At 60.4% G+C, this 24,699-nt stretch carries 29 protein-coding genes and 1 tRNA gene; 24 read left to right on the top strand and 6 right to left on the bottom strand.

Annotated elements, in window-relative coordinates:
- Positions 1-3: 3 nt before the first annotated feature.
- From OPU96_RS17610 to OPU96_RS17570, 9 genes are read left to right on the top strand one after another with little or no spacing between them, the layout of a single operon-like run.
- A complete protein-coding gene (locus OPU96_RS17610; RefSeq protein ID WP_226456537.1) occupies positions 4-921 on the top strand; it encodes a MerR family transcriptional regulator in 918 nt (305 codons plus the stop codon).
- Positions 922-2,367 (top strand): deoxyribodipyrimidine photo-lyase, encoded by a 1,446-nt coding sequence (gene phrB / locus OPU96_RS17605; protein ID WP_226456538.1) that lies wholly within the window; start codon positions 922-924, stop codon positions 2,365-2,367.
- Positions 2,360-2,785: a nuclear transport factor 2 family protein gene (locus OPU96_RS17600; RefSeq protein WP_192297772.1), complete on the top strand. Its 426-nt coding sequence runs from the start codon at positions 2,360-2,362 to the stop codon at positions 2,783-2,785. Before phrB ends, OPU96_RS17600 begins: the two co-directional genes overlap by 8 nt.
- Positions 2,782-3,564 carry an SDR family NAD(P)-dependent oxidoreductase gene (locus OPU96_RS17595; RefSeq protein WP_498559418.1) on the top strand — a complete coding sequence of 261 codons (783 nt, stop codon included), beginning with the start codon at positions 2,782-2,784 and terminating at the stop codon, positions 3,562-3,564. The genes OPU96_RS17600 and OPU96_RS17595 overlap by 4 nt, the downstream gene beginning before the upstream one ends.
- The gene (locus OPU96_RS17590) at positions 3,561-4,808 is read left to right on the top strand and encodes an NAD(P)/FAD-dependent oxidoreductase (protein WP_305392041.1); all 1,248 of its coding nucleotides are present in this window, start codon (positions 3,561-3,563) and stop codon (positions 4,806-4,808) included. Before OPU96_RS17595 ends, OPU96_RS17590 begins: the two co-directional genes overlap by 4 nt.
- Positions 4,805-5,614 (top strand): DUF1365 domain-containing protein, encoded by an 810-nt coding sequence (locus OPU96_RS17585; RefSeq protein WP_498559417.1) that lies wholly within the window; start codon positions 4,805-4,807, stop codon positions 5,612-5,614. Before OPU96_RS17590 ends, OPU96_RS17585 begins: the two co-directional genes overlap by 4 nt.
- Complete coding sequence (locus tag OPU96_RS17580; protein WP_498559416.1) at positions 5,601-6,872, top strand: class I SAM-dependent methyltransferase; 1,272 nt, start codon at positions 5,601-5,603, stop codon at positions 6,870-6,872. Before OPU96_RS17585 ends, OPU96_RS17580 begins: the two co-directional genes overlap by 14 nt.
- Positions 6,865-7,356 carry a DUF2878 domain-containing protein gene (locus OPU96_RS17575; protein WP_226456543.1) on the top strand — a complete coding sequence of 164 codons (492 nt, stop codon included), beginning with the start codon at positions 6,865-6,867 and terminating at the stop codon, positions 7,354-7,356. Before OPU96_RS17580 ends, OPU96_RS17575 begins: the two co-directional genes overlap by 8 nt.
- 54 nt (positions 7,357-7,410) lie before the next feature.
- Positions 7,411-7,716, top strand: coding sequence for a YkgJ family cysteine cluster protein (locus tag OPU96_RS17570; RefSeq protein WP_056859129.1), 306 nt, complete (start codon positions 7,411-7,413; stop codon positions 7,714-7,716).
- 172 nt (positions 7,717-7,888) lie between these two features.
- On the opposite strand, the gene OPU96_RS17565 is transcribed toward OPU96_RS17570, so the two are convergent.
- The 6 genes from OPU96_RS17565 to hemA all read right to left on the bottom strand — a co-directional run bounded on the left by OPU96_RS17565 (position 7,889) and on the right by hemA (position 13,255).
- Positions 7,889-8,407 (bottom strand): acyloxyacyl hydrolase, encoded by a 519-nt coding sequence (locus OPU96_RS17565; protein WP_226456544.1) that lies wholly within the window; start codon positions 8,405-8,407, stop codon positions 7,889-7,891.
- 112 nt (positions 8,408-8,519) lie between these two features.
- A complete protein-coding gene (murI, locus tag OPU96_RS17560; protein ID WP_226456545.1) occupies positions 8,520-9,314 on the bottom strand; it encodes a glutamate racemase in 795 nt (264 codons plus the stop codon).
- Complete coding sequence (locus OPU96_RS17555; protein WP_192297780.1) at positions 9,307-10,062, bottom strand: molybdopterin-synthase adenylyltransferase MoeB; 756 nt, start codon at positions 10,060-10,062, stop codon at positions 9,307-9,309. Before OPU96_RS17555 ends, murI begins: the two co-directional genes overlap by 8 nt.
- Entirely contained in the window at positions 10,056-10,886 is an 831-nt protein-coding gene (prmC, locus tag OPU96_RS17550) for a peptide chain release factor N(5)-glutamine methyltransferase (RefSeq protein ID WP_226456546.1), read from the bottom strand. Before prmC ends, OPU96_RS17555 begins: the two co-directional genes overlap by 7 nt.
- Complete coding sequence (gene prfA / locus OPU96_RS17545) at positions 10,887-11,969, bottom strand: peptide chain release factor 1 (RefSeq protein ID WP_226456547.1); 1,083 nt, start codon at positions 11,967-11,969, stop codon at positions 10,887-10,889.
- A complete protein-coding gene (hemA, locus tag OPU96_RS17540; RefSeq protein WP_192297783.1) occupies positions 11,966-13,255 on the bottom strand; it encodes a glutamyl-tRNA reductase in 1,290 nt (429 codons plus the stop codon). The genes prfA and hemA overlap by 4 nt, the downstream gene beginning before the upstream one ends.
- A 182-nt stretch (positions 13,256-13,437) precedes the next feature.
- On the opposite strand from hemA, the gene OPU96_RS17535 reads away from it, so the two are divergent.
- From OPU96_RS17535 to OPU96_RS17465, 15 genes are all read left to right on the top strand, one after another.
- A complete protein-coding gene (locus OPU96_RS17535) occupies positions 13,438-15,162 on the top strand; it encodes a tetratricopeptide repeat protein (RefSeq protein WP_192297784.1) in 1,725 nt (574 codons plus the stop codon).
- 4 nt (positions 15,163-15,166) lie between these two features.
- Complete coding sequence (gene lolB, locus OPU96_RS17530) at positions 15,167-15,784, top strand: lipoprotein insertase outer membrane protein LolB (protein ID WP_226456549.1); 618 nt, start codon at positions 15,167-15,169, stop codon at positions 15,782-15,784.
- A 49-nt stretch (positions 15,785-15,833) separates the two neighbouring features.
- Positions 15,834-16,637, top strand: coding sequence for a 4-(cytidine 5'-diphospho)-2-C-methyl-D-erythritol kinase (gene ispE / locus OPU96_RS17525; protein ID WP_498559430.1), 804 nt, complete (start codon positions 15,834-15,836; stop codon positions 16,635-16,637).
- A gap of 37 nt (positions 16,638-16,674) precedes the next feature.
- Positions 16,675-16,749, top strand: a tRNA-Gln gene (locus OPU96_RS17520).
- Positions 16,750-16,795: 46 nt separating this feature from the next.
- Complete coding sequence (locus OPU96_RS17515) at positions 16,796-17,737, top strand: ribose-phosphate pyrophosphokinase (protein ID WP_003208392.1); 942 nt, start codon at positions 16,796-16,798, stop codon at positions 17,735-17,737.
- A 137-nt stretch (positions 17,738-17,874) separates the two neighbouring features.
- Entirely contained in the window at positions 17,875-18,465 is a 591-nt protein-coding gene (locus OPU96_RS17510) for a 50S ribosomal protein L25/general stress protein Ctc (protein WP_226456550.1), read from the top strand.
- A gap of 167 nt (positions 18,466-18,632) precedes the next feature.
- Positions 18,633-19,217: an aminoacyl-tRNA hydrolase gene (gene pth, locus OPU96_RS17505; protein WP_017735148.1), complete on the top strand. Its 585-nt coding sequence runs from the start codon at positions 18,633-18,635 to the stop codon at positions 19,215-19,217.
- 23 nt (positions 19,218-19,240) lie between these two features.
- Positions 19,241-20,341 carry a redox-regulated ATPase YchF gene (gene ychF, locus OPU96_RS17500; protein ID WP_192297788.1) on the top strand — a complete coding sequence of 367 codons (1,101 nt, stop codon included), beginning with the start codon at positions 19,241-19,243 and terminating at the stop codon, positions 20,339-20,341.
- Between the two features lie 271 nt (positions 20,342-20,612).
- Positions 20,613-21,527: a sigma 54-interacting transcriptional regulator gene (locus tag OPU96_RS17495; protein WP_192297789.1), complete on the top strand. Its 915-nt coding sequence runs from the start codon at positions 20,613-20,615 to the stop codon at positions 21,525-21,527.
- 181 nt (positions 21,528-21,708) lie between these two features.
- Positions 21,709-21,942 (top strand): hypothetical protein, encoded by a 234-nt coding sequence (locus OPU96_RS17490; RefSeq protein ID WP_226456551.1) that lies wholly within the window; start codon positions 21,709-21,711, stop codon positions 21,940-21,942.
- 129 nt (positions 21,943-22,071) lie between these two features.
- The gene (locus OPU96_RS17485; protein ID WP_498559415.1) at positions 22,072-22,377 is read left to right on the top strand and encodes a hypothetical protein; all 306 of its coding nucleotides are present in this window, start codon (positions 22,072-22,074) and stop codon (positions 22,375-22,377) included.
- 7 nt (positions 22,378-22,384) lie between these two features.
- A complete protein-coding gene (gene sctJ, locus OPU96_RS17480; RefSeq protein ID WP_226456554.1) occupies positions 22,385-23,179 on the top strand; it encodes a type III secretion system inner membrane ring lipoprotein SctJ in 795 nt (264 codons plus the stop codon).
- Positions 23,172-23,744 (top strand): type III secretion protein, encoded by a 573-nt coding sequence (locus OPU96_RS17475; RefSeq protein ID WP_498559414.1) that lies wholly within the window; start codon positions 23,172-23,174, stop codon positions 23,742-23,744. The genes sctJ and OPU96_RS17475 overlap by 8 nt, the downstream gene beginning before the upstream one ends.
- The gene (gene sctL, locus OPU96_RS17470; protein WP_225595296.1) at positions 23,722-24,312 is read left to right on the top strand and encodes a type III secretion system stator protein SctL; all 591 of its coding nucleotides are present in this window, start codon (positions 23,722-23,724) and stop codon (positions 24,310-24,312) included. The genes OPU96_RS17475 and sctL overlap by 23 nt, the downstream gene beginning before the upstream one ends.
- Before the next feature lie 103 nt (positions 24,313-24,415).
- Positions 24,416-24,652, top strand: coding sequence for a hypothetical protein (locus tag OPU96_RS17465; RefSeq protein WP_226456556.1), 237 nt, complete (start codon positions 24,416-24,418; stop codon positions 24,650-24,652).
- The last annotated feature ends 47 nt before the right edge of the window (positions 24,653-24,699 follow it).

The raw sequence follows: 24,699 nt of genomic DNA, 5'->3' as shown, positions 1-24,699 counted from the left end.
CCCATGAAAGCTGCCCCACCCGAAGACCTCGCCCAAGCCGTCGAAGACGGCTGGCTGCCGATCCGCGAAGTGGCGCGCCAGACCGGCGTCAACGCCGTGACCCTGCGCGCCTGGGAACGCCGCTACGGGCTGATCGTGCCCCAGCGCACACCCAAGGGCCATCGACTGTTCAGCGCCGAACACGTGCAACGCATCCATACCATCCTCACCTGGCTCAACCGTGGCGTGCCGGTCGGCCAGGTGAAAACCTTGATCGACTCCGCCCAACCCGCCACCGACGTCGTTGAAAATGAATGGCACACCTTGCGCCAGACGCTGGTGCAAGCGATCAGCGAATTGGCCGAGCGTCGGGTCGACGATGCCTTCAACCAGGCCATGGCGCTGTACCCGCCGCGTACCCTGTGCGAGCAACTCTTGCTGCCACTGCTCAAGGATCTGGAGTTGCGCTGGCAAGGCCAGTTTGGCGCGCAGATGGAGCGGGTGTTTTTCCTGTCGTGGCTGCGCAGCAAGTTTGGCGCACGCATCTACCACAACAACCGTCAGCTCCAGGGCGCGCCGCTGCTGCTGGTCAACCACTCGGACCTGCCGCTGGAACCGCACTTATGGCTCAGCGCCTGGCTGGCCAGCAGCGCCGACTGCCCGGTGGAAGTCTTCGACTGGCCGCTGCCGGCCGGCGAACTCGCGCTGGCGGTGGAACATCTGAAACCGCGCGCAGTGCTGCTGTATTCGAGTAAAGCCCTGCATGTGCCGGCCCTCGGCAAACTGCTGGGCGGTGTCGATTGCCCAACGCTGATTGCCGGACCAACGGTATGCATCCACCAAGCCGAGTTGGCCGTATTAAGCACTGACATCCCCCAATTGTGCGTAGCCGAAGACCCGTTGTCGGCCCACCAGCTACTGATCCAGCGTGGAATCGTTTAAATGCATTTGATCTGGTTGCGCACCGACCTGCGCCTGCACGACAACACCGCCCTGGCCGCCGCGAGCCAGCGTGGCCCGGTCGCCGCCGTGTACCTGATAACCGCCGAGCAGTGGCAGGCCCACGATGACGCGCCGTGCAAGGTGGATTTCTGGCTGCGCAACCTGCGCGAACTGAGCAACGCCCTTGGGGAGCTGAACATTCCCCTGTTGATCCGCCACGCCGCCACCTGGGATCAGGCGCCAGGCGTCTTGAGTGAACTGTGCCGCGAACTGTCGGTGACGTCTGTGCACGTCAACGAGGAATACGGCATCCACGAGAGCCGCCGCGACGCTGCCGTGGCCACGGCGCTGGACGCCGACGGCGTGACGTTCCACAGCTACCTCGACCAACTGTTCTTCCAACCCGGCAGTGTGCTGACCAAGACCGGCACGTATTTCCAGGTGTTCAGCCAGTTCCGCAAGGTCTGCTACACGCGCCTGCACAGCGCCCTGCCGCGCCTGGTGCCGACAGCCAAAGCCCAGGCGCCACTCGCCATCAAACGCGATCCGATCCCCCAGGCCGTCGACGGCTTCGAGCCCCCCAGCGACAGCCTGCGCGCGCTCTGGCCCGCCGGTGAAGACGAAGCCCGTCGGCGCCTGGACGCCTTCGCCGAGCAACAGATCAGCTACTACAAGGACGAGCGCGACTTCCCCGCCAAGCCCGGTACCAGCCAGCTTTCGGCGTACCTCGCGGCGGGCGTGGTGTCACCGCGCCAATGCTTGCACGCCGCGCTGCAAACCAACCGGGGCGAATTCGAAAGTGGCGACATCGGCGCCATCACCTGGATCAACGAACTGCTCTGGCGCGAGTTCTACAAACACATCCTGGTCGGCTACCCACGGGTGTCCCGTCACCGTGCGTTCCGTCCCGAGACCGAAGCCGTGGCCTGGCGCGATGCGCCCAAGGACCTGGCGGCGTGGCAAGAAGCGCGCACCGGCCTGCCGATCATCGACGCGGCCATGCGCCAACTGCTCGAAACCGGCTGGATGCACAACCGCCTGCGCATGGTGGTGGCGATGTTCCTGACCAAGAACCTGCTGATCGACTGGCGTGAAGGCGAGCGCTTCTTTATGCGCCACCTGATCGACGGCGACCTCGCCGCCAACAACGGCGGCTGGCAGTGGAGTTCGTCGACCGGCACCGACTCGGCGCCGTATTTCCGCATCTTCAGCCCGCTGAGCCAGTCGGAAAAATTCGACGGCGACGGCGTGTTCATCAAGCGCTGGCTGCCCGAGTTGGCCGCGCTGAATAAAAAGGAAGTGCATAACCCCGAGGCGGTCGGCGGCCTATTCGGCGTGGCGGATTACCCAAGGGCCATCGTCGACCTGAAAAAATCCCGCGAACGCGCCCTGGCGGCCTTCCGCAGCCTGCCGTCACGCGCGGCGATCGGGGGCGAGCATGAGTGACTTCCTGCGCCGGTTCGCCCAGGCCTTTGCCACGCTGGACAAGCACAACCTGCACCTGCTCGACAGCCTCTACAGCCAGGACATCGCCTTTGCCGACCCGCTGCATGAAGTCCACGGCCTGCCCGCGCTGCGCCGTTACTTCGCCGAGCTGTACGGCAACGTCCGCCAGTTGCGCTTCGACTTTCACAGCTTCGACGAGGTGGCTGAAGGCGAAGGCTACCTGCGCTGGAAAATGAGCTTCTGCCACCCGCGCCTGGCCAACGGCAAGGTGATCCGCGTGGAAGGCTGCTCGCACCTGCAGTGGCGCGACGGCAAGGTGTATCGCCATCGCGACTATTTCGACGCCGGCGCCCTGCTTTACGAGCACCTGCCCGTGCTGGGCCGCGTGGTCCGCTGGCTGAAAAGGAGAATCGCATGAGCCAGACACCCCCCCGCCGTTACTGGCTGACCGGCGCCAGCAGTGGCATCGGCGCAGCACTGGCGATCGAGCTGTTGGAAAGCGGCGCCCAAGTCGCGCTCAGTTCGCGCACCACAGCCCCGCTGCAAACCCTGGCCGAACGCTATCCGGGGCAAGTGCTGCTGGTGCCCGGCGACTTGACCGACAGCCAGGCCGTGCGTGAGATCGGCGCACAGATCAGCGCCGCCTGGGGCGCGCTGGACACGGCGATCCTCAACGCCGGCACCTGTGAATATATCGATGCCCAGCACTTTGACGCCGCGGTTGTCGAACAGGTGGTACGCACCAACCTGCTGGCCAGCAGTTATTGCATCGAGGCCGCGTTGCCGCTGTTGCGCGCCGGAATCCGCCCGCACCTTGTGGGCGTCGCGAGCGCCGTGACGTACTTGCCGATGCCGCGCGCCGAAGCCTATGGCGCGTCCAAGGCCGGCTTGCGCTACCTGTTGGAATCCTTGCGCATCGGCCTGTCGCCGGAACACATCGACGTCACGGTGATCAGCCCGGGCTTCGTCGACACGCCGCTGACCGAACGCAACGATTTCCCCATGCCCCTGAGCTGGCCGGCCGGCAAGGCCGCGCGACATATCTTCGTAAAACTTGCGAAACGTCCGCTGGAAATCGCCTTCCCGGCACTGTTTATCGCCACCCTCTGGCCGCTGTCGAAGCTGCCGGCCCGCGTGCAGTTGTTCATCGGCAGGCGCATGTTGCGCAGCCCGCTACCGCAGAAGGATCGCCTGTGAAAATCGCCATCATCGGCAGCGGCATCGCCGGGCTGACCAGCGCCTACCTGCTCAGCCGCCGCCACGACATCACGCTGTTCGAAGCGGGCGACCGCATCGGCGGGCATACCCATACGGTCAACGTCAGCGTCGCCGGTCAAAGCCATGCGGTGGACACCGGTTTCATCGTGTTCAACGACTGGACCTACCCCAACTTCATCCAACTGCTGGGGCAGATCGGCGTCACGTTCAAACCCACCGAGATGAGCTTTTCGGTACACGACGAGAGCCAGCGCTTCGAGTACAACGGCAACAACCTCAACAGCCTGTTTGCCCAGCGTCGCAATATCTTGTCGCCGGGGTTCTGGGGCATGTTGCGCGACATCCTGCGTTTCAACCGCGAGGCCCCGCAGGACCTGCAAGAACAGCGCATCAACGCCGAGATGACCCTGGGTGAGTACCTCAAGGCCGGCGGTTATGGCGAGCGGTTTATCCGACACTACATCGTGCCGATGGGCGCGGCGATCTGGTCGATGTCCCTGGCGGACATGCTCGGGTTTCCGTTGCAGTTCTTTGTGCGCTTCTTCAAGAACCACGGCTTGCTGTCGGTGAGCAATCGCCCGCAGTGGTGCGTGATCGAGGGTGGTTCGAGCAGCTATATCGAACCGCTGACCCGCAGCTTTCGCGAACAGATCCGCCTCGACTGCCCTGTGCATAACGTTGAGCGCACCGCCGACGGCGTGGTTATCCACAGCGCCGCCGGCCGCGAGACGTTCGACCGCGTGGTATTCGCCTGCCACAGCGACCAGGCCTTGGCGCTGCTGGCCGACCCAAGCCAGGCCGAACACGACATCCTCGGCGCCCTGCCCTACGCCGACAACGACGTGGTGCTGCACACCGACACCCGCCTGCTGCCGGATCGCAAACTCGCCTGGGCCAGCTGGAACTACCGGCTCAGCGGCGATGCGCAGACCCAGGCCGCCGTCACCTATGACATGAACATCTTGCAAGGCATCGACAGCGCCACCACCTTTTGCGTCAGCCTGAACCAGACGGCCATGATCAACCCGCTGAAGATCCTCGCCCGCTACACCTACGCGCACCCGCAATACAGCCTCGCGGCGGTGGCCGCCCAAGCGCGCTGGCAAGAGTTGTTCGGCATGCGCAACACCTATTATTGCGGCGCCTACTGGGCCAACGGCTTTCACGAAGACGGCGTGGTCAGCGCGCTGCGCGTGGCCAAGGCCTTTGGGGAAAGCCTGTGAACAGCGCCCTGTACAGCGGCTGGATCGCCCATCGCCGGTTTGCCCCCAAGGCCCACGCCTTTCGCTACCGCATCGGCTTGCTGTACCTGGATTTGAGCGAAGAACACACGGTGCTCGGGCTCTCGCCCTTGGCCGGGCGCAGCCGTTTTGCCGCGTTCGGTTTTCGCCAGCAGGACTACCTGCGTGAGTTCACGCGCACCGGCATGAGCTTGAGCGATGCCGTGCGCCATGAAGTCGGCAAGGCTCTGGGGCGTACACCCCAGGGCGTTATCTGCCTACTGACCCAGGTCCGCAGTTGGGGCCTGGCTTTTAACCCGGTGAGTTTCTTCTACTGCTTCGAGGCTGACGGACAATTGGCCGCGATCCTGTGTGAAGTGACCAACACGCCCTGGCGCGAGCGCTATCACTACGTGCTGCCGGCCCAGGCGCTGGACGCGGATGAACATCAGCATTTCGCCGTGGCCAAGGCGTTTCATGTGTCGCCGTTCCTGCCCCGCGACCTGGAATACCGCATGAGCTTCAGCCCGCCCGCCGCCAGGCTTGGCGTGCACATGGCCGATTGGCAGGGCACGCAAAAAGTCTTCGACGCCACCTTGAGCCTGGAAAAACATGCACTCAACCGCGCCAGCCTGCATCGCTACCTATGGCGCTTCCCCTGGATGACCGCCAAGACCTGCCTCGCAATTTACTGGCAGGCCCTGCGCTTGTTACTCAAACGCACACCGATTTTTTCCCACAGGGCTGCCGAAGGCACCTCTCGCACTGCAGTCGGGTATACCAAGGATCGCCGCCATGAAAACCCCTAGTTTATCGGTCAAGTCCCACCGTCTGAACGTCAACGGCATGACCAGCGCACTGCTGCGCAAGGCCGTGCTGCGTCAATTGAGCCAACTGCGCCACGGCCAGTTGGTGGTGATCGAGGACGGCGAACGCCAGGTGTTCGGCGCACGGGAAGCGCACCTGCTGGGGGAGATCCATATCCTCGATCCGGCGGTGTGGGGCCTGGTGGCGGCCAGTGGTTCCATCGGCGCGGGTGAGGCATTTATCCATGGTTACTGGAGCAGCCCGGACCTGACTGCCGTGGTGCGCGTGATGGTCAGCAACCTCGATGTGCTCGACGCGATGGAAGGCGGCCTCGCGCGCCTGGCGCGCCCACTGACCCAGGGCTTGCACTGGCTCAACCGCAACACACGCAAGGGCTCGCAGAAAAACATTGCCGCCCACTACGACCTGGGCAATGACCTGTTCGAAGAATTCCTCGACCCGACCATGATGTACTCGGCGGCGCAATTCCTGAGCCCCGACGACAGCCTGGAACAGGCGCAATTGAACAAGCTGGAGCGCATCTGCCAGAAACTCGCGCTCAAGGCCACCGACCACCTGCTGGAAATCGGCACCGGCTGGGGCAGCATGGCGCTGTATGCCGCGCAGCATTATGGCTGCAAGGTCACCACCACCACCTTGTCCAAAGAGCAGTTTGCCTACACCGAAAAACGCATCGCCGCACTGGGCCTGGGTGATCGGGTGACACTGCTGCTGCAGGACTACCGCGACCTGACCGGCGCGTACGACAAGCTGGTCTCCATTGAAATGATCGAAGCGGTGGGCCATCGCTTCCTGCCGATCTACTTCAAACAGTGCGCGCAACTGCTCAAGAGCGACGGCCTGATGTTGCTGCAAGCCATCACCATCCGCGACCAACGCTACGAACAGGCCAAGCGCAGCGTCGACTTTATCCAGCGCTACATCTTCCCCGGCGGCGCCCTGCCCTGTGTGCAGAAGATGCTGGAGATCGTCAGCCGCGATACCGACTTGAACCTGATGCACATGGAGGATTTCGGCCTGCACTACGCGCGAACCCTGCGCCTGTGGCATGAGAACTTTCGCCGCGCCCATGGCCGCCTCGCGGAGCTGGGCTACGATGAGTACTTCCTGCGGCTGTGGGAATTTTACTTGTGCTACTGCGAAGGGGGCTTCATGGAGCGCACGATCGGCACCGCACAATTGCTGCTGGCCAAGCCCGCTGCGATCAACCCGCCGTTGCTCGGGCGCTTCGATGCTTAAACCGCTGGTGAATGCCGTGCTGTTCCAGTGCGGCTGGTTTGCCTGCGTGCTGGGCGGCGACAGTCGGTGGCTACTGGTGGCGGTGGCGGCGCTGGCCGTGCACCTGCTGTGGATAAGTTCGTGGTCGCGCGAGGGCCAGGTGATTCTCGCCGTGACCTTGCTCGGCACGCTGATCGACACCTCGTTGCGCTCCTTTGGCGTGTTTCATTTCAGCCTGCCGGGGCCGCTGATTCCGCTGTGGCTGATGGTGTTGTGGGCGCTGCTGGCGACGACCTTGCGCCATTGCCTGGCCTGGAGCGCACGCCCTTGGTGGCGGGCCAGCCTGCTGGGAGCCGTGGGTGGGCCGCTGTCCTATTACGCAGGTAGCCAATTGGCCGGGGTGAGTTTCGGCTACGGCACGGCACCGACCGTGATTGGCCTGGCGCTGCTGTGGGGACTATTGTTCCCCGTCTTGCATTGGGTCGCCCGACAGCTGGGACACTGACGTCTGTCAGAGCATTCACACGTTCTTGATCGGCTTGCCTTACACTGCGCGCCTATGACCAACATCCCCCACACCCAAATCACCGAACCCGCCGTCACCTGCTCGACGTGCGCGGCCTGCTGCTGCCAGTTGGAAGTGATGCTGATCACCGATACCGGCGTGCCGGAGCGCTACATCGATACGGACGATTGGGGCGGCGAAGTGATGCTGCGCCTCGACGACGGCTGGTGCGCAGCGCTGGACCGGGACACGATGATGTGCACGATCTACGAGCGCCGGCCCTTGATCTGCCGGGAGTTCGAGATGGGCGCGCCGGAGTGCCTGGAAGAGCGGCAGGGGATCGCGACGGCCTATCGCTGAACCTTTGATCAACGCCGATCAAAATGTGAGAGCTGGCATGCCTGCGATAGCGGTGGGTCAGCCGAATCTATGTTGACTGACAGGCCGCCATCGCGGGCAAGCCCGCTCCCACAGGGGATTGGGTTGCCACTTTGGATCAGCTCCCACATTTGGTTTGCAGTGTTCTTAAGACTTACAACGGCAGGGTGTAGTGCAACGAGTAGCTCTCGACCCCATCGTTGTTGCTGCTCAGCCCGGCATTGGAATAGTGCGTGGCGCGAATCCCCACCTCATGCCCACCGGCAAAGCGCAGGCCGAATCCCAGCCGATCTTCGAACTGAAAAGCCTGGCCAATATTGTTGTCCTCGACCCGTGTGCGCGAGAACAGCGCCACGCCCACCCCCGCCTCGATGTACGGCTTGACCTTCTCACCGGCAAACTCATACACAAACACTGGCGAGAACGACAGGCTGCTGACGCTGGCGTGCTTGTCACCATCCCAGTAGGTGTAGGCACCGCTCCAGTAGCCGGTCAAGCGCCCAGTATCGGTCTGCCACCAGCTTTTGTCCCACTGCGACGTCAGCCCCAGCCGATAGGTCAGTGTCGAATCACTGGTGCTCCCCACCCCTAATTCCAGGCCAGCGGCCTGGGCTGAAACGGTGTGCCCTACAACGACGGCCGCAATCGCAGCCAAACAGAACAAGCGCTTCATAAGAAACATCCTTTCCCGACGAAGTTATTTGGTTTTGTACAAGCTATCTCGCTATAGAAGCTGGCAAATAGACGGAAGTTCCAGCTTTTAACGCGGGAATTTCACGAATTTTTCACGCACCGAAGCTTCGCACAACGCCCGGATATTTCCATAGTGTTGGTAGGATATTTCTTAGGTGAGACACATCGCCGCTGGTCCAGAACTGCGCTGGCTCGGGCTTGCCGTCGGCCAGCAGGTTGCGCTCGCCGAGCAAGCGCTTGAGCTGGCGGGCCACGGCGGCGCCGGTGTCGATGAGGATGATGCTGGGGGGCAGCATCTGCGCCAGCAGCGGCTTGAGGAAGGGATAGTGGGTGCAGCCGAGGATGATGGTGTCGCAGCCGGCGCCGAGCAGCGGGTCGATATACCCCTGCAACAACTGGCGCAGTGCCGGGCTGCTCAGGTCGCCGGTTTCGATCAGTTCCACCAGGCCCGGGCACGGCTGAGTAATCACGCGGACATCGGTGGCGAAGCGATCGAGCAGTGCCGCGAACTTGGCGCTTTGCAGGGTGCCCGTGGTGGCGAGCACGCCGACCACACCGCTGCGGGTCGCGGCGGCCGCAGGTTTGACGGCAGGCTCCATGCCCACCAACGGCCAATCCGGGAAGTCCTTGCGTAAATCGGCAACGGCCGCAACGGTCGCGGTGTTGCAGGCAATCACAAACGCCTTGGCCCCCTTCTCCCGCAGAAACCCGGCAACCTGCCGCGAGCGCTCAAGAATAAAGGCCGGGCTTTTCTCGCCGTAAGGGATATGCCCGCAGTCGGCCACGTACAGCAGCGATTCGTGGGGCAGCAGCTGCTGGATTTCCTCCAGCACCGACAGCCCGCCGACGCCGGAATCGAACACACCGATCGGCGCGTCCTTAACCATGGTGAGTCCCGCACACGCTGCAACCGGGGTCGCGCTTGACGCGCAACTCGCGGAAACGGCTGCTCAATGCATCGATCAGCAACAAGCGGCCCACCAGCGGCTCGCCGAAACCGGCCAGCAGCTTCAAGGCTTCCAGCGCTTGCAGGCTGCCGACCAGGCCCACCAGCGGCCCGACCACGCCGGCTTCGCTGCAGGTCAGTTCGGTGTCGCTGCCGTGCCCGTATAAACAGTGGTAGCACGGGCTGTCGGCGCGACGCGGGTCGAACACCGACAGTTGCCCTTCCAGGCGAATCGCCGCGCCGCTGATCAACGGCTTGGTCGCGGCGACGCAGGCGGCGTTGACCGCTTCGCGGGTGGAGAAGTTGTCGCTGCAATCGAGGACCACATCCACCGCCGCGACCGCCGCGGCGAGTGAGTCGGCGTCCAGCGCGCTGCGATGGGCGACCAGCGTGATTTCAGGATTGATCGCGCCCAGGCGCCGCAGGGCCGAATCGACCTTGGTCTGCCCGACGCTGGCGGTGTCGTGGATGATCTGGCGTTGCAGGTTGGTCAGGTCGACGCTGTCGAAGTCCGCCACGTGCAATTCACCGACCCCCGCAGCAGCCAGGTACAACGCAACCGGCGCGCCCAGCCCGCCCAGGCCGATGATCAGGGCGCGGCTGTGTTTCAGGCGCAACTGGCCGTCGATGTCGACATGCTGCAACAGAATCTGTCGGCTGTAGCGCAGCAGTTCCTGGTCGGTCAGCACGGCCGGCGTCCCAGGGTAATGCGCTCGTGGCCGCCAAGGTCGATGCGGCTGTGCACGTTGTCAAAACCTTCGCCCAGCAATAGGTCACGCACGGCGCCAGCCTGGTCGTAACCGTGTTCGAGCAACAGCCAGCCAGCGGCATTCAGGTGCTGGGGTGCCTGCTTGATGATGTGGCGCAAGTCGTCCAGGCCATCGCGGCCCGCCACCAGCGCACTGGCCGGTTCGAAGCGCACGTCACCGGCGACCAGGTGCGGGTCGTTGTCGGCAATGTACGGCGGATTGCTGATGATCAGATCGTAGGTGTGGCCTTGCAGGGCGCTGAACCAGTGGCTGTTCAGCACGGTGACGTTATTCAGGTGCAGGCGCTGGCGATTGCGCTCGGCCAAGGCCACCGCTTCGAGCACGCGATCGACGGCGGTGACGGTCCAGGCCGGGCGCTCGCTGGCCAGGGCCAGGGCAATCGCGCCGCTGCCGGTGCCGAGGTCGAGAACCTGGGTCGGCGTGGCCGGCAACAATTGCAGGGCAGTTTCCACCAGTAACTCGGTGTCCGGACGCGGGATCAGCGTGTGGGGCGCGACCTCCAGGTCCAACTTCCAGAAGCCTTGCTGGCCGAGGATGTAGGCCACCGGCTCACCGCCGCGGCGGCGTTGCAGGTAGCCGGCAAAGGTCAGCGCATCTTCGCTGCTGACGATTTTCTCCGGCCAGGTGTGCAGGTAGCTGCGCGACTTGCCCAGGGCCGCGGCGAGCAATAACTCGGCGTCCAGGCGCGCGGTGGGCGAGTCGGGCAGGTCGGCAGCGCGCAGCAGGCTGGCGATAATGGTCATTTAGTCACCTATCGCTGCAAGTTGGTCGGCCTGGTATTCGGCGAGCAACGGCTCGATCACTGCATCGACGCCACCGGCGAGGATCTCGTCGAGGGAGTAGAGCGTGAGGTTGACCCGGTGGTCGGTGACCCGGCCCTGGGCAAAGTTGTAGGTGCGGATGCGTTCGGAACGATCGCCCGAGCCCACCAGCAACTTGCGCTCGCTGGCAATCGCATTGGCAGCGGCGCTGGTCTGCTGGTCGTTGAGCTTGGCCGACAGCCAGGACATGGCCCGCGCCCGGTTCTTGTGCTGGGAACGTTCTTCCTGACACTCCACCACAATGCCAGACGGCAAGTGGGTAATGCGGATCGCCGAGTCGGTCTTGTTGACGTGCTGGCCGCCGGCGCCCGACGAGCGGTAGGTGTCGACGCGCAGGTCGGCCGGGTTGATCTCGATGGCTTCCTGCTCGTCCGGCTCGGGCAATACAGCCACGGTGCAGGCCGAGGTGTGGATGCGGCCCTGGGACTCGGTGGCCGGCACGCGTTGTACGCGGTGTGCGCCAGACTCGAACTTGAGCTTGCCGTAGACGTTATCGCCTTCAACCCGTGCGATGACTTCTTTATAGCCGCCGTGCTCCCCCTCATTCTCCGAGAGGATCTCGACTCGCCAGCCGCGTCGCTCGGCATACCGCGAATACATGCGGAACAGGTCGCCGGAGAAGATCGCCGCCTCGTCGCCGCCGGTGCCGGCACGGATTTCGAGGAACACGTTGCGCCCGTCGTTGGGGTCTTTGGGCAGCAGCATGCGTTGCAGATCGCCTTCCAGCGCGATCAGTTTTTCCTTGGCTTCGCGGACTTCTTCCACGGCCATTTCGCGCATGTCCGGGTCGCTGTCCTTGAGCAGCGCCTGGGCGCCTTCGAGGTCGGCCTGGGTTTTCAGCCACTGGCCATAGGTGGTCACAATCGGCTCAACTTCCGCGTATTCCTTGGAATAGGTACGGAACTTGGTCTGATCGGAGATGACTTCGCCATCGCCGAGCAAGGCGGTCAGTTCTTCGAAACGGTCCTGGAGCACGTCCAGTTTATTGAGCAGTGACGCTTTCATTGCGGTTTTTTATCCGAAGAGCTATCTGACGCGCCCTCACCGAGGGCAAAGAGTTCTTGGGCCATGGCCAGCGCATCGAGGCGGCCTTCGGCAGTCAACTTTTTAAGCTGTACGCTGGGGGCGTGGAGCAGCTTGTTGGTCAGGCCACGGGCCAGTTGCATCAGCACCTCTTCGGCGTTGCTGCCGTTGGCCAGCAAACGCTGGGCCTTGCTCAGTTCCTCGTCGCGCAGGCGTTCGCCCTGCTGACGATACGCCTTGAGCACGTCCACTGCCGCCAGTTCACGCAAGCGCACCATGAAATCTTCGGCGCCGTCGCTGACCATCTCTTCGGCCGCCTGGGCTGCACCCTGGCGGCTCTTGAGGTTCTCGGCGACCACTTCGTGCAGATCGTCGACGCTATAGAGGTAAACGTCGTCCAACTCGCCGACTTCGGGTTCGATGTCCCGGGGAACGGCGATGTCCACCATAAAGATCGGCTTGTGCTTGCGCAGCTTCAGCGCGCTCTCGACCGCGCCTTTGCCGAGGATCGGCAACTGGCTGGCGGTGGAGCTGATGACAATATCGCTGCGCACCAACTCGGCCGGGATGTCCGACAGCAGCACCGCATGGGCGCCGAACTGCTCGGCGAGGATGCTCGCACGCTCAAGGGTGCGGTTGGCGACGACAATGCGTTTCACGCCCAGGTCGTGCAGGTGGCGGGCGACCAGGGTGATGGTCTCGCCAGCGCCGATCAGCAGGGCCTGGCTGCGCTGCAAGTCGCTGAAAATCTGTTTGGCCAGGCTGACGGCAGCAAACGCCACGGACACCGGGTTTTCGCCGATGGCGGTGTCGGTCCGCACCTGCTTGGCCGAGTTGAACGTGGCCTGGAACAGGCGGCCCAACAGCGGCCCCACCGTGCCAGCCTCACGCGCCACGGCGTAGGCGGATTTCATCTGGCCAAGGATCTGCGGCTCGCCCAACACCAGCGAATCGAGACCGGCCGCCACACGCATCATGTGACGAACTGCCGCATCCTCTTCGTGCACATAAGCACACGCGCGCAGCTCATCGAGGCTTAAATGGTGGTAATCGGCCAGCCAGCGCAGTACCACATCCGCGGAAAGATGTTCCTGCTCTATATAAAGCTCGCTGCGATTGCAGGTTGAAAGGATTGCAGCTTCGCGGCTGTCGGTGAGCCGGCAGAGCTGTTGCAAGGCCTCAACCAACTGCTCTGGCGTAAACGCCACGCGCTCGCGCACGTCTACGGAGGCAGTCTTGTGGTTAATACCGAGTGCGAGGAAGGCCATTCAATATCGCTGATGATGTCGGGAAGCCGACAATTGTCCTACTTCGAAAGATTCAGAACAACCACCGTCGTCTATTGTCCCTATACCTTGTACCTATAAATACGCCAACTGAGTCTCGGTTATGTTTGGCCGAAGGCTTGTGTCATGATGATCCGACCGCAGGTTAGTCGTCCTCTTCCTATATGAATAGATCCTCCGCGTTGCTCCTTGCTTTTGTCTTCCTCAGCGGCTGCCAGGCCTTGGCCCCCGTGTCGCCGGACGGTACGCCGCCGGTGGAAGACAGCACCCCCGCCCCTGAAAAGCCCAAGGTTTATTCTTCATTCAGTGAAGAAACGGTGTTCAGCCTGCTGAGCGCGGAGCTGGCTGGCCAGCGCAATCGTTTCGACATTGCGTTGGATAACTACGTGACGCAGGCCATCAATACGCAGGATCCGGGGATTTCCGAGCGGGCGTTTCGTATCGCCGAGTACCTGGGCGCCGATCAGGCTGCGCTGGATACCTCGCTGATCTGGGCGAAAAACGCGCCGGACGACCTCGAGGCGCAGCGCGCCGCGGCGGTGCAACTGGCGCGTGCGGGGCGCTACGACGACTCCATGGTCTATATGGAGAAGGTCTTGCAGGGCAAGGGCGACACCCATTTCGACTTTCTTGCGCTGTCGGCTGCCGACACCGACCAGGACACGCGCAATGGTCTGATGAAGAGCTTCGACCGCCTGCTGCAAAAACATCCCAAGAACAGTCAGCTGATTTTCGGCAAGGCCTTGCTGTTGCAGCAAGACGACGAGGCCGATGCGGCGCTGAAGCTGCTGGAGCAGAACCCACCGGAAGAGGGTGAGATCGCGCCGATCCTGCTGCGTGCGCGCCTGCTGCAAAACCTCAATCGCGGCAAGGAAGCGATTCCGCTGCTGGAAAAAAGCATCAAGAAGTACCCGGACGACAAGCGCCTGCGCCTGACCTACGCGCGCATGCTGGTGGAGCAGGACCGCATGGAAGACGCCAAAGTGCAGTTCGCCAACTTGGTCCAGCAATACCCGGACGACGACGAACTGCGCTACTCCCTCGCACTGGTGTGCCTGGAAGCCAAGGCCTGGGATGAGGCCAAGGGTTACCTGCAAGAGCTGATCGAACGCGAAAGCCACGTGGATTCGGCGCACCTGAACCTGGGCCGCATCGCCGAGGAACACAATGACCCACAGGCCGCCCTGCTTGAGTATGCCCAGGTCGGCCCTGGCAACGATTACCTGCCGGCGCAACTGCGCCAGGCCGACATATTGATGAGCAACGGTCGCACCGACGAGGCGGAAAAACGCCTGGCGGCTGCGCGTGATGCCGAGCCTGACTACGCGATCCAGCTGTACCTGATCCAGGCCGAAACCCTGTCGGCCAATAACCAGGGCGAGCGCGCCTGGAAACTGCTGCAACAAGCGTTGCTGCAATACCCCGACGACTTGAACCTGCTGTACACCCGCGCCATGCAGGCGGAAAAGCGCAACGACCTGGCGCAGATGGAAAAAGACCTGCGCCTGATCATCAAGCGTGATCCGGACAACGCCATGGCCCTCAACGCCCTGGGCTACACCTTGTCCGACCGGACCACGCGCTACGACGAAGCCAAGGCGCTGATCGAACAAGCGCACAAGCTCAACCCGGAAGACCCGGCCGTGCTCGACAGCCTGGGCTGGGTGAATTACCGCCTGGGCAACCTGGATGAAGCCGAACGCTTGCTGCGCCAGGCACTGGAGCGTTTCCCCGACCAGGAAGTTGCCGCCCACCTGGGTGAAGTCCTGTGGGCCAATGGCAAACAACGCGAAGCGCGCCAGATCTGGGAAAAATTCCTCAAGGAACAACCCGAAAGCCCCATCCTGCGCGGCACCATCAAACGCCTGACCGGATCCGAGACCCTTTAAGCTTATGTTCTTGCGCCACGTTGCAGTCTTCAGTCTCATCGCCCTGCTCGCCGGTTGCGCGGGCGTCGGCACCCGCGAATCCGTTGAGGGCCAGGGCAACCCGGCGCAATGGCAACAGCACAAGGATCAGCTCGCCAGCATCGATGGCTGGCAGATCGAAGGGAAAGTCGGTGTTCGTGCGCCGAAAGATTCCGGGAGCGGTACGTTGTTCTGGCTGCAACGCCAGGATTACTACGACATCCGCCTGTCCGGCCCATTGGGCCGTGGCGCGGCACGCCTGACCGGCCGACCGGGGCAAGTAAGCCTGGAAGTGGCCAATCAGGGCCGCTATGAAGCGACATCGCCGGAAACATTGCTGGAAGAACAGATCGGCTGGAAGCTGCCAGTGTCGCATCTGGTGTGGTGGGTACGCGGCTTGCCCGCGCCTGAGAGCAAAAGCCGCTTGCGCCTTAACAGTGACAGCCGCCTGGCCACCCTGGAGCAGGATGGCTGGCAAGTCGAATATTTGAGCTACGTGCAGCAAAGCGGTTACTGGCTGCCTGAACGAATCAAGCTGCATGGCACCGACCTTGACGTCACGCTGGTGATCAAGGACTGGCAACCACGCAAACTGGGGCAATAACGTGACCGTAGAACGCTTGACCCTGCCCTCCCCTGCAAAACTCAATTTGATGCTGCACATCCTGGGTCGTCGTGAAGACGGCTACCACGAGTTGCAGACGCTGTTTCAATTTCTCGACTACGGCGATGAGATGACGTTCGCCGTACGCGACGATGGCGTGATCCAGTTGCATACCGAATTCGAAGGCGTGCCCCACGACAGCAACCTGATCGTGAAGGCCGCAAAAAAACTTCAGGAACAATCTGGCTGCTCGCTCGGCATCGACATCTGGATCGATAAAATCTTGCCCATGGGCGGTGGTATCGGCGGCGGCAGTTCGAATGCGGCCACCACACTGCTGGGTCTGAATCACTTGTGGCAACTCGGCTGGGACCACGATCGCCTGGCGGCGCTGGGCCTTACGCTGGGCGCGGACGTCCCGGTTTTCGTGCGTGGACACGCCGCATTTGCTGAGGGTGTCGGGGAAAAACTCACCCCTGTAGAGCCCGAAGAACCGTGGTATGTCGTACTTGTGCCGCAAGTATCTGTAAGTACAGCAGAAATTTTTTCAGATCCGTTGTTGACACGTAACTCTTCTCCCATTAAAGTGCGCCCCGTTCCCAAGGGAAACAGTCGAAATGAATGCTTACCGGTTGTAGCAAGGCGTTATCCAGAGGTACGTAACGCTTTGAATTTGTTAGGTAAATTTACCGAAGCAAAATTAACCGGAACTGGAAGTTGTGTGTTTGGGGGCTTCCCAAACAAAGCTGAAGCTGATAAAGTCTCGGCCCTTCTTACAGAGACCCTTACAGGGTTTGTAGCAAAGGGAAGCAACGTTTCGATGTTGCATCGCAAGCTGCATAGTCTGCTCTAAAAGGAACCGAGTGTTAGGCACTCGTTGCAACAGATACAGGGGCGTCGCCAAGCGGTAAGGCAGCAGGTTTTGATCCTGCCATGCGTTGGTTCGAATCCAGCCGCCCCTGCCATTTTCTAATACTCATCCAGGTTACCCTCAGCCTCTAGGTACTGCGCGTGTCCAAGATGATGGTCTTTACGGGGAACGCCAACCCCGATCTGGCTCGACGTGTCGTACGTCAGCTGCATATCCCTCTCGGTGACATCTCTGTCGGTAAATTCTCCGACGGTGAAATTACAGCCGAGATCAATGAAAACGTCCGCGGTAAAGACGTCTTCATTATTCAGCCGACTTGCGCTCCGACCAACGATAACCTGATGGAACTCGTCGTGATGGCTGATGCCTTCCGCCGCTCCTCAGCGACTCGAATCACAGCTGTAATCCCTTACTTTGGTTATGCCCGTCAGGATCGCCGTCCGCGCTCCGCACGTGTGGCCATCAGCGCGAAAGTCGTCGCTGACATGCTGACCGTGGTAGGTATCGACCGTGTTCTCACGGTTGACCTGCACGCTGACCAAATCCAGGGGTTCTTCGATATTCCGGTAGATAACATCTACGGCTCCCCAGTCCTGGTGGATGACATCGAAGACCAGCGCTTTGAAAACCTGATGATCGTGTCCCCGGACATTGGTGGCGTCGTGCGTGCACGGGCTGTTGCCAAATCCTTGGGCGTGGACCTCGGGATCATCGACAAACGCCGTGAAAAAGCCAATCACTCTGAAGTGATGCATATCATCGGTGATGTCGAAGGGCGTACCTGTATTCTGGTTGATGACATGGTCGACACCGCCGGCACCCTGTGCCACGCGGCGAAAGCCTTGAAAGAGCACGGTGCCGCAAAAGTCTTCGCCTACTGCACACACCCTGTGCTGTCGGGTCGAGCGATCGAGAACATCGAGAACTCCATGCTGGACGAACTGGTGGTGACCAACACCATCCCGTTGTCCGCTGCAGCTCAAGCCTGTTCGCGTATCCGCCAACTGGATATTGCACCGGTAGTTGCCGAAGCGGTTCGCCGCATCAGCAATGAAGAATCGATCAGCGCGATGTTCCGTTAAGGGTCAAACCTTCGGATCATTTCACTGACGAAAAGCGCCCCGCCCCGGCATTCTGTCGGGGCGGGGCTTTTTTGCCCATATCGAGAACGGCGCTGGTCGCAAACGCCACTCGATGATGGCTATTTTGGAGATACAAAATGACTGACTTTACTCTGAACGCTCAAGCGCGTACTGACCTGGGGAAAGGTGCGAGCCGCCGCCTGCGTCACGCCGCCAACATCCCAGCCGTTGTATACGGTGGTAACAAGCCTGCTGAATCCGTGACCATCCTGGCCAAGGAAATCGCCAAGCTGTTCGAAAACGAAGCTGCCTACAGCCACGTTATCGAGCTGAACGTCGACGGCGCCAAGCAGAACGTCATCGTTAAAGCGATGCAGCGTCACCCGTCCAAGCAGTTCATCATGCACGCTGACTTCGTTCGCGTTGTAGCTGGCCAGAAACTGACCGCTGTCGTGCCTGTGCACTTCGTCGGCGAAGAAGCTCCGGTCAAGAAAGGCGGCGAGATTTCTCACGTTGTGAACGAAATCGAAGTGACCTGCCTGCCGAAAGACCTGCCTGAGTTCATCGAAGTCGACCTGTCGACCGCTGAAGTTGGCGCCATCATCCACCTGTCCGACCTCAAGGCCCCTAAAGGCGTTGAGTTTGTTGCACTGGCTCACGGTGATGACAAAGCTGTTGCAAACGTACACGCTCCACGCGTTGCTCCAGAAGCAGACGCTGCAGAGTAAATCACTCTGTAACGTCGGAGCTTGAGGAAACATCGCGGACCGAAACGTAGCGAGAAAGCGGGCGATAACGCGACGTTTACTCTTGAGTAAATGAGCTACTGTTGTCCACTTTCGCCGCACCTTGGTTTGGCGATGTTATCCACAACTCCAAAGGAAGGGCCCCTGTCGTGACTGCCATTAAACTGATCGTTGGCCTGGGAAATCCAGGCGCCGAATACGAACAGACCCGGCATAACGCGGGGGCCCTTTTTGTTGAGCGCATCGCCCACGCGCAAGGTGTGAACCTTGTGGCCGATCGCAAGTATTTTGGCCTGACCGGGCGCTTCTCGCACCAGGGTCAGGATGTTCGTCTGCTGATTCCCACCACCTACATGAACCGTAGCGGCCAAGCCGTGGCGGCGCTTGCGAACTTCTTCCGGATCAAACCCGAAGAAATCCTGGTGGCCCATGACGAACTGGACCTGCCACCCGGTGTTGCCAAGCTCAAGCTCGGCGGTGGGCATGGCGGGCACAATGGCCTGCGCGACATCATCGCGCAGTTGGGCAATCAGAATAATTTCTACCGTCTGCGGCTCGGCATTGGCCACCCAGGCGTTGCCAGTATGGTTTCAAATTTCGTCCTGGGTCGTGCGCCACGCGCCGAACAGGAAAAACTCGATGCCAGCATCGACTTTGCCCTCGGCGTGCTGCCGGATATCTTCGCCGGTGAATGGAACCGCGCGATGAAAAACCTGCACAGCCAGAAGGCCTGACTCTTTATCCGAGGGGAAACACCATGGGATTCAATTGCGGCATCGTCGGCCTGCCCAACGTCGGCAAATCCACCCTGTTCAACGCCCTGACCAAGTCCGGTATTGCGGCGGAGAACTTCCCCTTCTGCACCATCGAACCCAACAGCGGTATCGTGCCGATGCCGGACCCACGCCTGGACGCCCTCGCGGCCATCGTCAATCCAAAGCGCATCCTGCCGACCACCATGGAATTCGTCGACATCGCGGGCCTGGTGGCTGGCGCGTCGAAAGGTGAAGGCCTGGGTAACAAGTTCCTGGCCAACATCCGTGAAACCGATGCCATCGCCCACGTGGTCCGCTGCTTTGAAGACGAGAACGTGATTCACGTCTCCAACAGCGTCGACCCGAAACGCGACATCGAGATCATCGACCTGGAACTGATCTTCGCCGACCTCGACAGCTGCGAGAAGCAATTGCAGAAGGTCGCGCGTAACGCCAAGGGCGGCGACAAAGACGCAGTGGTTCAAAAAGCGCTGCTGGAACAGCTGATCGCGCACTTCACCGAAGGCAAGCCGGCACGCAGCCTGATGAAGAACATGGGCGCTGACGAGAAAGCCGTGATCAAAGGCTTCCACCTGCTGACCACCAAGCCGGTGATGTACATCGCCAACGTCGCCGAAGACGGTTTCGAAAACAACCCGCTGCTAGACGTGGTCAAGGCCATCGCCGACGAAGAAGGCGCGATCGTGGTGCCGGTGTGCAACAAGATCGAAGCCGAAATCGCCGAACTGGATGACGGCGAAGAGAAGGACATGTTCCTTGAGGCCCTGGGCCTGGAAGAGCCTGGCCTGAACCGCGTGATCCGCGCCGGTTACGAAATGCTCAACCTGCAGACCTACTTCACCGCCGGTGTCGAAGAAGTCCGTGCATGGACCGTCAAGGTCGGCGCCACAGCGCCACAGGCCGCCGGCGTGATCCACACCGACTTCGAGAAAGGCTTTATCCGTGCCGAAGTGATCGCCTACAACGACTTTATCCAGTTCAAGGGTGAGGCCGGTGCCAAGGAAGCGGGTAAATGGCGCCTGGAAGGCAAGGAATACATCGTGAAAGATGGCGATGTGATGCACTTCCGTTTCAACGTTTAAGTTTCACGCTGCAGATAAAAAGCCGATGCAATGCATCGGCTTTTTTGTACCTGCCTGATTGTCATAGATAAACAACTTTAAGATTAATCTTACATATACAGTGCGCATCAAAACCACTCAACCACCATAGGCCCTCCGTTTATCCTACAACACTTTAGCTGCTTACCCCTTTCAACCCTACCTCCCACCCTGATAAGTTTCGACCTGCTGGCGAGGCTAACAGGTCGTTCGCCCAGCCATAAAGCAATAGCGTTGGCGGAGCCTCTTTACAATGTCGGTCTTTATTCACAAGCACAATGAAGTAGATCCCCTCTTTATTGCAGGCTCGGAAATTGAAAGCACCCTCAATACGACCGCAACACTTAATATAGACATCCTATTACTAGGAGAAACCGGCACCGGCAAAGATACCTTGGCGCAGCGGGTACATCGTTTGTCTGGCCGCCGTGGAAACCTAGTCGCCGTTAACTGTGCAGCCATCCCGGAAACTCTCGCCGAAGGCCAATTATTCGGGGTCAATAGTGGCGCCTATACCGGTGCAGTGCAGTCGAGGGCAGGCTTTATCGAAGCCGCACACCTGGGTACGTTGTACCTGGATGAAATCGACAGCATGCCGCTGCCCCTGCAGGCCAAACTGCTTCGAGTCTTGGAGTCGCGCGGTGTCGAGCGCTTGGGGTCGACCCGGTTCATCCCAGTGGACATGCGCGTCATCGCGTCCGCTCAGCAATCGCTGCATGACATGGTCGAACAAGGCACCTTTCGACGTGATCTTTACTTTCGCCTGAATGTCGTGAGCATCAACCTTGTGCCACTGCGTAATCGGCAAGAGCAAATCATTCCGCTGTTTATGGATATGGTGCGACAAGAAGCGCAATACTTCGACTGCCCCGCGCCTACACCAACCGATACGTTACTCCAACAATTGCTCTGCCACCGCTGGCTGGGTAATGTCCGCGAATTACGTTCGGCAGCCAAACGCTTTGTGTTGGGCATGCGGCCCCTCGATTCGCCGGTAAAAGATGCTCGGTTCATGCCGTTGAAAGAGCGCCTGCAGCAAATCGAAAAGTCATTGATCGAGGAGTCGTTGAAACGTCATGCGGACTGCGTGGAGCGTGTCGCCGCAGAACTGGGCGTTGCCAAGCGAACACTGTATTACCGTTTGAAGCATTTGAATATATTGACCTAGGCATCCACCTAAACTCGACGACAACATCTTTAGAAACACTTCAGAAACACTTTAGAAATATAATTCTGGAACGTTTTCTACCTCTTCGACCACTCAATTGATGAGCCTAGGCTCTAAAGATTTTAGGCATGCTATATGTCTATTATTTAGGCACTAACCATATTGAAAGCAGGTAATTAATATGACTATTGACACTATTACCGGATACAACAGTAATAATATTTACACAAACGGATACGGAAGCGGAAACGATGTCAGCGGCGCATTCGGCGAAATGGACAGCGACACCGCGGCGGTGCTTCAACAACAAAATCTGCGCAAGAAAAATGCGCAGAACTACCACCAAACCGTAGAAGGCATGAAGCTCGACTTCTCCACCAAACTTATGACGCAGATTGGCTCCGCAAGGGCTTAAGCATAAAACGACTTGTCTCCTCAGTTCATTGATGGAGGAGGCAAGTCCCCACCGATACACTTGGAGTGTCAAATGCTTTCGAAAACCGAGTGGGTCTCACAGCCTCAAACTCTTGTACAAAGAAACGACATGGCAACGCCTGCCGACTCCACGCTCGACAGCCATTTTTTTGCCTCCGCGTTGATGAGCGATAGCGGTCCAAAGCCCTCGGCTCCGGCCATTAGCGCTCACTATCTGGCGGAGCAATCCACTGCCCTCAAGAGCAAGTCAGACCTGGTATCCAGAGGGTTGAAAGACTTCGCCAGCGGCAAGCACTCCCTAAAGGCAGCACAAGTGCCCCTGGCGTTGGTTGAAAGCAAGGAACTCCTGTCAGTGTCAGTGAAAGTCATCAAACACGGTATTGCGATGGTGGAAAAAACCACCAATCTGCAATAGGAAACCTATGCGCAGCCGTCTCATCACTTGTTTACTGTTAACGCTGGCACTCCTCCTTGCCGGCTGTAGTGAACGCATCGAACTTCACCGCCAACTGTCCGAGCAGGAAGCCAACGATGTCATTGCCGAGCTGGCGGATAAACAAATCCGCGCCCAAAAGACATTGGAAAAGGACGGTGTGGTCGTTCGGGTGAAAACCAGCGACATCGCCCGCGCGGTACGCACGCTGGAGGCTGCGGGGCTGCCCAAAACCGCGCGTTCCACGCTGGGAGAGATTTTCCGCAAGGAGGGTGTCATCTCCACCCCCCTGGAGGAACGGGCCCGTTACATCTACGCGTTATCACAGGAACTGGAGGCCACGTTATCCAACATCGACGGGGTCATCGTCGCGAGGGTGCATGTCGTGTTACCCGAACGCGTGGCCCCGGGCGAACCCGTTCAACCTGCATCGGCCTCGGTCTTTATCAAGCATGACCCGCGCCTGGACCCCGATAACATCAGGCCACGTGTGCGCAGAATGGTCGCCAGCAGCATCCCAGGCATGACTACCACGGTGGACAACCCAGAAAAACTCACCGTCACCTTCGTACCTGCAACCGCCTATGTCGAACAGGAACGCCTGACCTATTTCGGGGCTTTCTTGGTACCCGAGAAAGATCTGACGTTTTGGCAGACAGCGCTGGCAGCACTGCTGATTGCGTTGGCGCTATCGGCCGCAGGGCTGGCATTCTGGCTTCGGAAAAAACTACGCCCGGAAATGGCACAGGTCAATGACCCACCAAGCACCGCACTCCATGAATGAGCTGTACCAATGGGCACGCTGGTGGACATCTCCCTGGAGCCATTCGCAACAGGACTGGTGGCCCTTCGACCTGGACTCACCTGCCGCCAAGACACTGTGCCGAAGCCGGCATGAACGCATAGGTGTCGCACTGGGCATTACCCCGTGCCTGCCGATTCACCCCTCCCCAGCCCTGTTGCACTTGGTGCTGGCACCGACCGCGCAACGGGAACTGATGCTGGCGCTGGTCGAGGGCATTTACCATCCACAGCACGACAGCGCCTTGAGCACGGATCAACGCGAATGGTGCGCGCGTCTGTCCATGGCGCTCCCCCCCGCGTCCCACAAACCCAGCGTAGACCCTCTGTATTACCTGCGTAGCTGGGTTGACCCAGCCATCTGGCAGCGCCTGCGGCTCAGCTTCTCCCGCCAGCGGGTGCAACAACTCGAGAGCGCACTTCAGATGCCAGCCGCCAGCAAGCTCGACACTGTCTGGCAAGCCGTGATCTGGCGTGCCAGCGCCCTGGCCAACAATGTCACCCTACCCGCGGAGAACCTCAATCATGCTCTGCCGACGCAAGATTGAATTATTGACGTCTTCTGCCAGCCTGTCGCAGCCCGTGATCTCAAGGGAACTGCTCGCCGACAACCAGCGCGCAGAGCATGTGCTCGACAACGCCCAGGCGCAGGCCGAGACGCTGCTGCAGCAGGCGCAAGAGCAGAGCGCGCAAATACTCAAGCAGGCGCACGAAGAGTTCTGGCAACGTGCCAACCACCAACTGCAGCGGTGGGAAGCCGAACGACAGACAATCGGCGACCAGTGTGAAAGATTCGCCACCACCATCACCCAACAAGCGCTAAGCAGCTTGCTGGAGATGACCCCTCCCGCAGAGCGCATCAGTGCCTTGCTCAACAAGTTGCTGGACCCACTGATCCCCCGCCCCAACGCCGCGCTGGCCTGCCACCCCGCTGATCAAGCACACGTGGAGCAGTGGCTGCATATCAACACCGAGGTACGCTGGAGCCTGCGTCTGGACGACGCCCTCCCGCCCCAGACACTCATCCTGGAAACAGAAGAAGGCAGTTTCCACGTTGAATGGCAGCGCGCCGTCGAGAGCTTGTTTCTGCTGGACCCGCAGCCGCCGCGCAAGTAGGAAATATCCAGAAATGCCCGGACATTGCCACTGCATGATCGGCGCCTGGAACCGTTACCAAATTTGAACCACACACAGGGGCACGTCACTGGAGGATGCCCCTATGAACTTTGATTACCGGCAGCACCAACGGCAGTACCGAGAGCTGGACACCGTCAGAAAACAAATGGATCAGATAAGAAAAACGCCCGACGAGGAACTGGATAGCGAAACATTCGCGGCGTTGTTGAATCAGGCGCTGGACATAAAGATGAGTGCGAACCAGCTTCTGACTACCACTCAGGCCCTGACCAACTACCGGGCCGATCAGGGAAAAATCGTCTTCGATGGTATTCCCTGAGTATCGGTTGAATACAGGACGTGGGCACTCGCGAATCGAGGCCCCCT

The organism is Pseudomonas sp. RP-B7 (assembly GCF_059803535.1).
This window is presented reverse-complemented; position numbering and strand designations above follow the sequence as displayed.

Coding starts and splice junctions, on each gene's coding strand:
- OPU96_RS17610 (WP_226456537.1), top strand. CDS start 4: ATGAAAGCTGCCCCACCCGAAGACCTCGCCCAAGCCGTCGAAGACGGC.
- phrB (WP_226456538.1), top strand. CDS start 922: ATGCATTTGATCTGGTTGCGCACCGACCTGCGCCTGCACGACAACACC.
- OPU96_RS17600 (WP_192297772.1), top strand. CDS start 2,360: ATGAGTGACTTCCTGCGCCGGTTCGCCCAGGCCTTTGCCACGCTGGAC.
- OPU96_RS17595 (WP_498559418.1), top strand. CDS start 2,782: ATGAGCCAGACACCCCCCCGCCGTTACTGGCTGACCGGCGCCAGCAGT.
- OPU96_RS17580 (WP_498559416.1), top strand. CDS start 5,601: ATGAAAACCCCTAGTTTATCGGTCAAGTCCCACCGTCTGAACGTCAAC.
- OPU96_RS17575 (WP_226456543.1), top strand. CDS start 6,865: ATGCTTAAACCGCTGGTGAATGCCGTGCTGTTCCAGTGCGGCTGGTTT.
- OPU96_RS17570 (WP_056859129.1), top strand. CDS start 7,411: ATGACCAACATCCCCCACACCCAAATCACCGAACCCGCCGTCACCTGC.
- OPU96_RS17565 (WP_226456544.1), bottom strand. CDS start 8,407: ATGAAGCGCTTGTTCTGTTTGGCTGCGATTGCGGCCGTCGTTGTAGGG.
- murI (WP_226456545.1), bottom strand. CDS start 9,314: ATGGTTAAGGACGCGCCGATCGGTGTGTTCGATTCCGGCGTCGGCGGG.
- prmC (WP_226456546.1), bottom strand. CDS start 10,886: ATGACCATTATCGCCAGCCTGCTGCGCGCTGCCGACCTGCCCGACTCG.
- prfA (WP_226456547.1), bottom strand. CDS start 11,969: ATGAAAGCGTCACTGCTCAATAAACTGGACGTGCTCCAGGACCGTTTC.
- hemA (WP_192297783.1), bottom strand. CDS start 13,255: ATGGCCTTCCTCGCACTCGGTATTAACCACAAGACTGCCTCCGTAGAC.
- OPU96_RS17535 (WP_192297784.1), top strand. CDS start 13,438: ATGAATAGATCCTCCGCGTTGCTCCTTGCTTTTGTCTTCCTCAGCGGC.
- lolB (WP_226456549.1), top strand. CDS start 15,167: ATGTTCTTGCGCCACGTTGCAGTCTTCAGTCTCATCGCCCTGCTCGCC.
- ispE (WP_498559430.1), top strand. CDS start 15,834: ATGCTGCACATCCTGGGTCGTCGTGAAGACGGCTACCACGAGTTGCAG.
- OPU96_RS17510 (WP_226456550.1), top strand. CDS start 17,875: ATGACTGACTTTACTCTGAACGCTCAAGCGCGTACTGACCTGGGGAAA.
- ychF (WP_192297788.1), top strand. CDS start 19,241: ATGGGATTCAATTGCGGCATCGTCGGCCTGCCCAACGTCGGCAAATCC.
- OPU96_RS17495 (WP_192297789.1), top strand. CDS start 20,613: ATGTCGGTCTTTATTCACAAGCACAATGAAGTAGATCCCCTCTTTATT.
- OPU96_RS17490 (WP_226456551.1), top strand. CDS start 21,709: ATGACTATTGACACTATTACCGGATACAACAGTAATAATATTTACACA.
- OPU96_RS17485 (WP_498559415.1), top strand. CDS start 22,072: ATGGCAACGCCTGCCGACTCCACGCTCGACAGCCATTTTTTTGCCTCC.
- sctJ (WP_226456554.1), top strand. CDS start 22,385: ATGCGCAGCCGTCTCATCACTTGTTTACTGTTAACGCTGGCACTCCTC.
- OPU96_RS17475 (WP_498559414.1), top strand. CDS start 23,172: ATGAATGAGCTGTACCAATGGGCACGCTGGTGGACATCTCCCTGGAGC.
- sctL (WP_225595296.1), top strand. CDS start 23,722: ATGCTCTGCCGACGCAAGATTGAATTATTGACGTCTTCTGCCAGCCTG.
- OPU96_RS17465 (WP_226456556.1), top strand. CDS start 24,416: ATGAACTTTGATTACCGGCAGCACCAACGGCAGTACCGAGAGCTGGAC.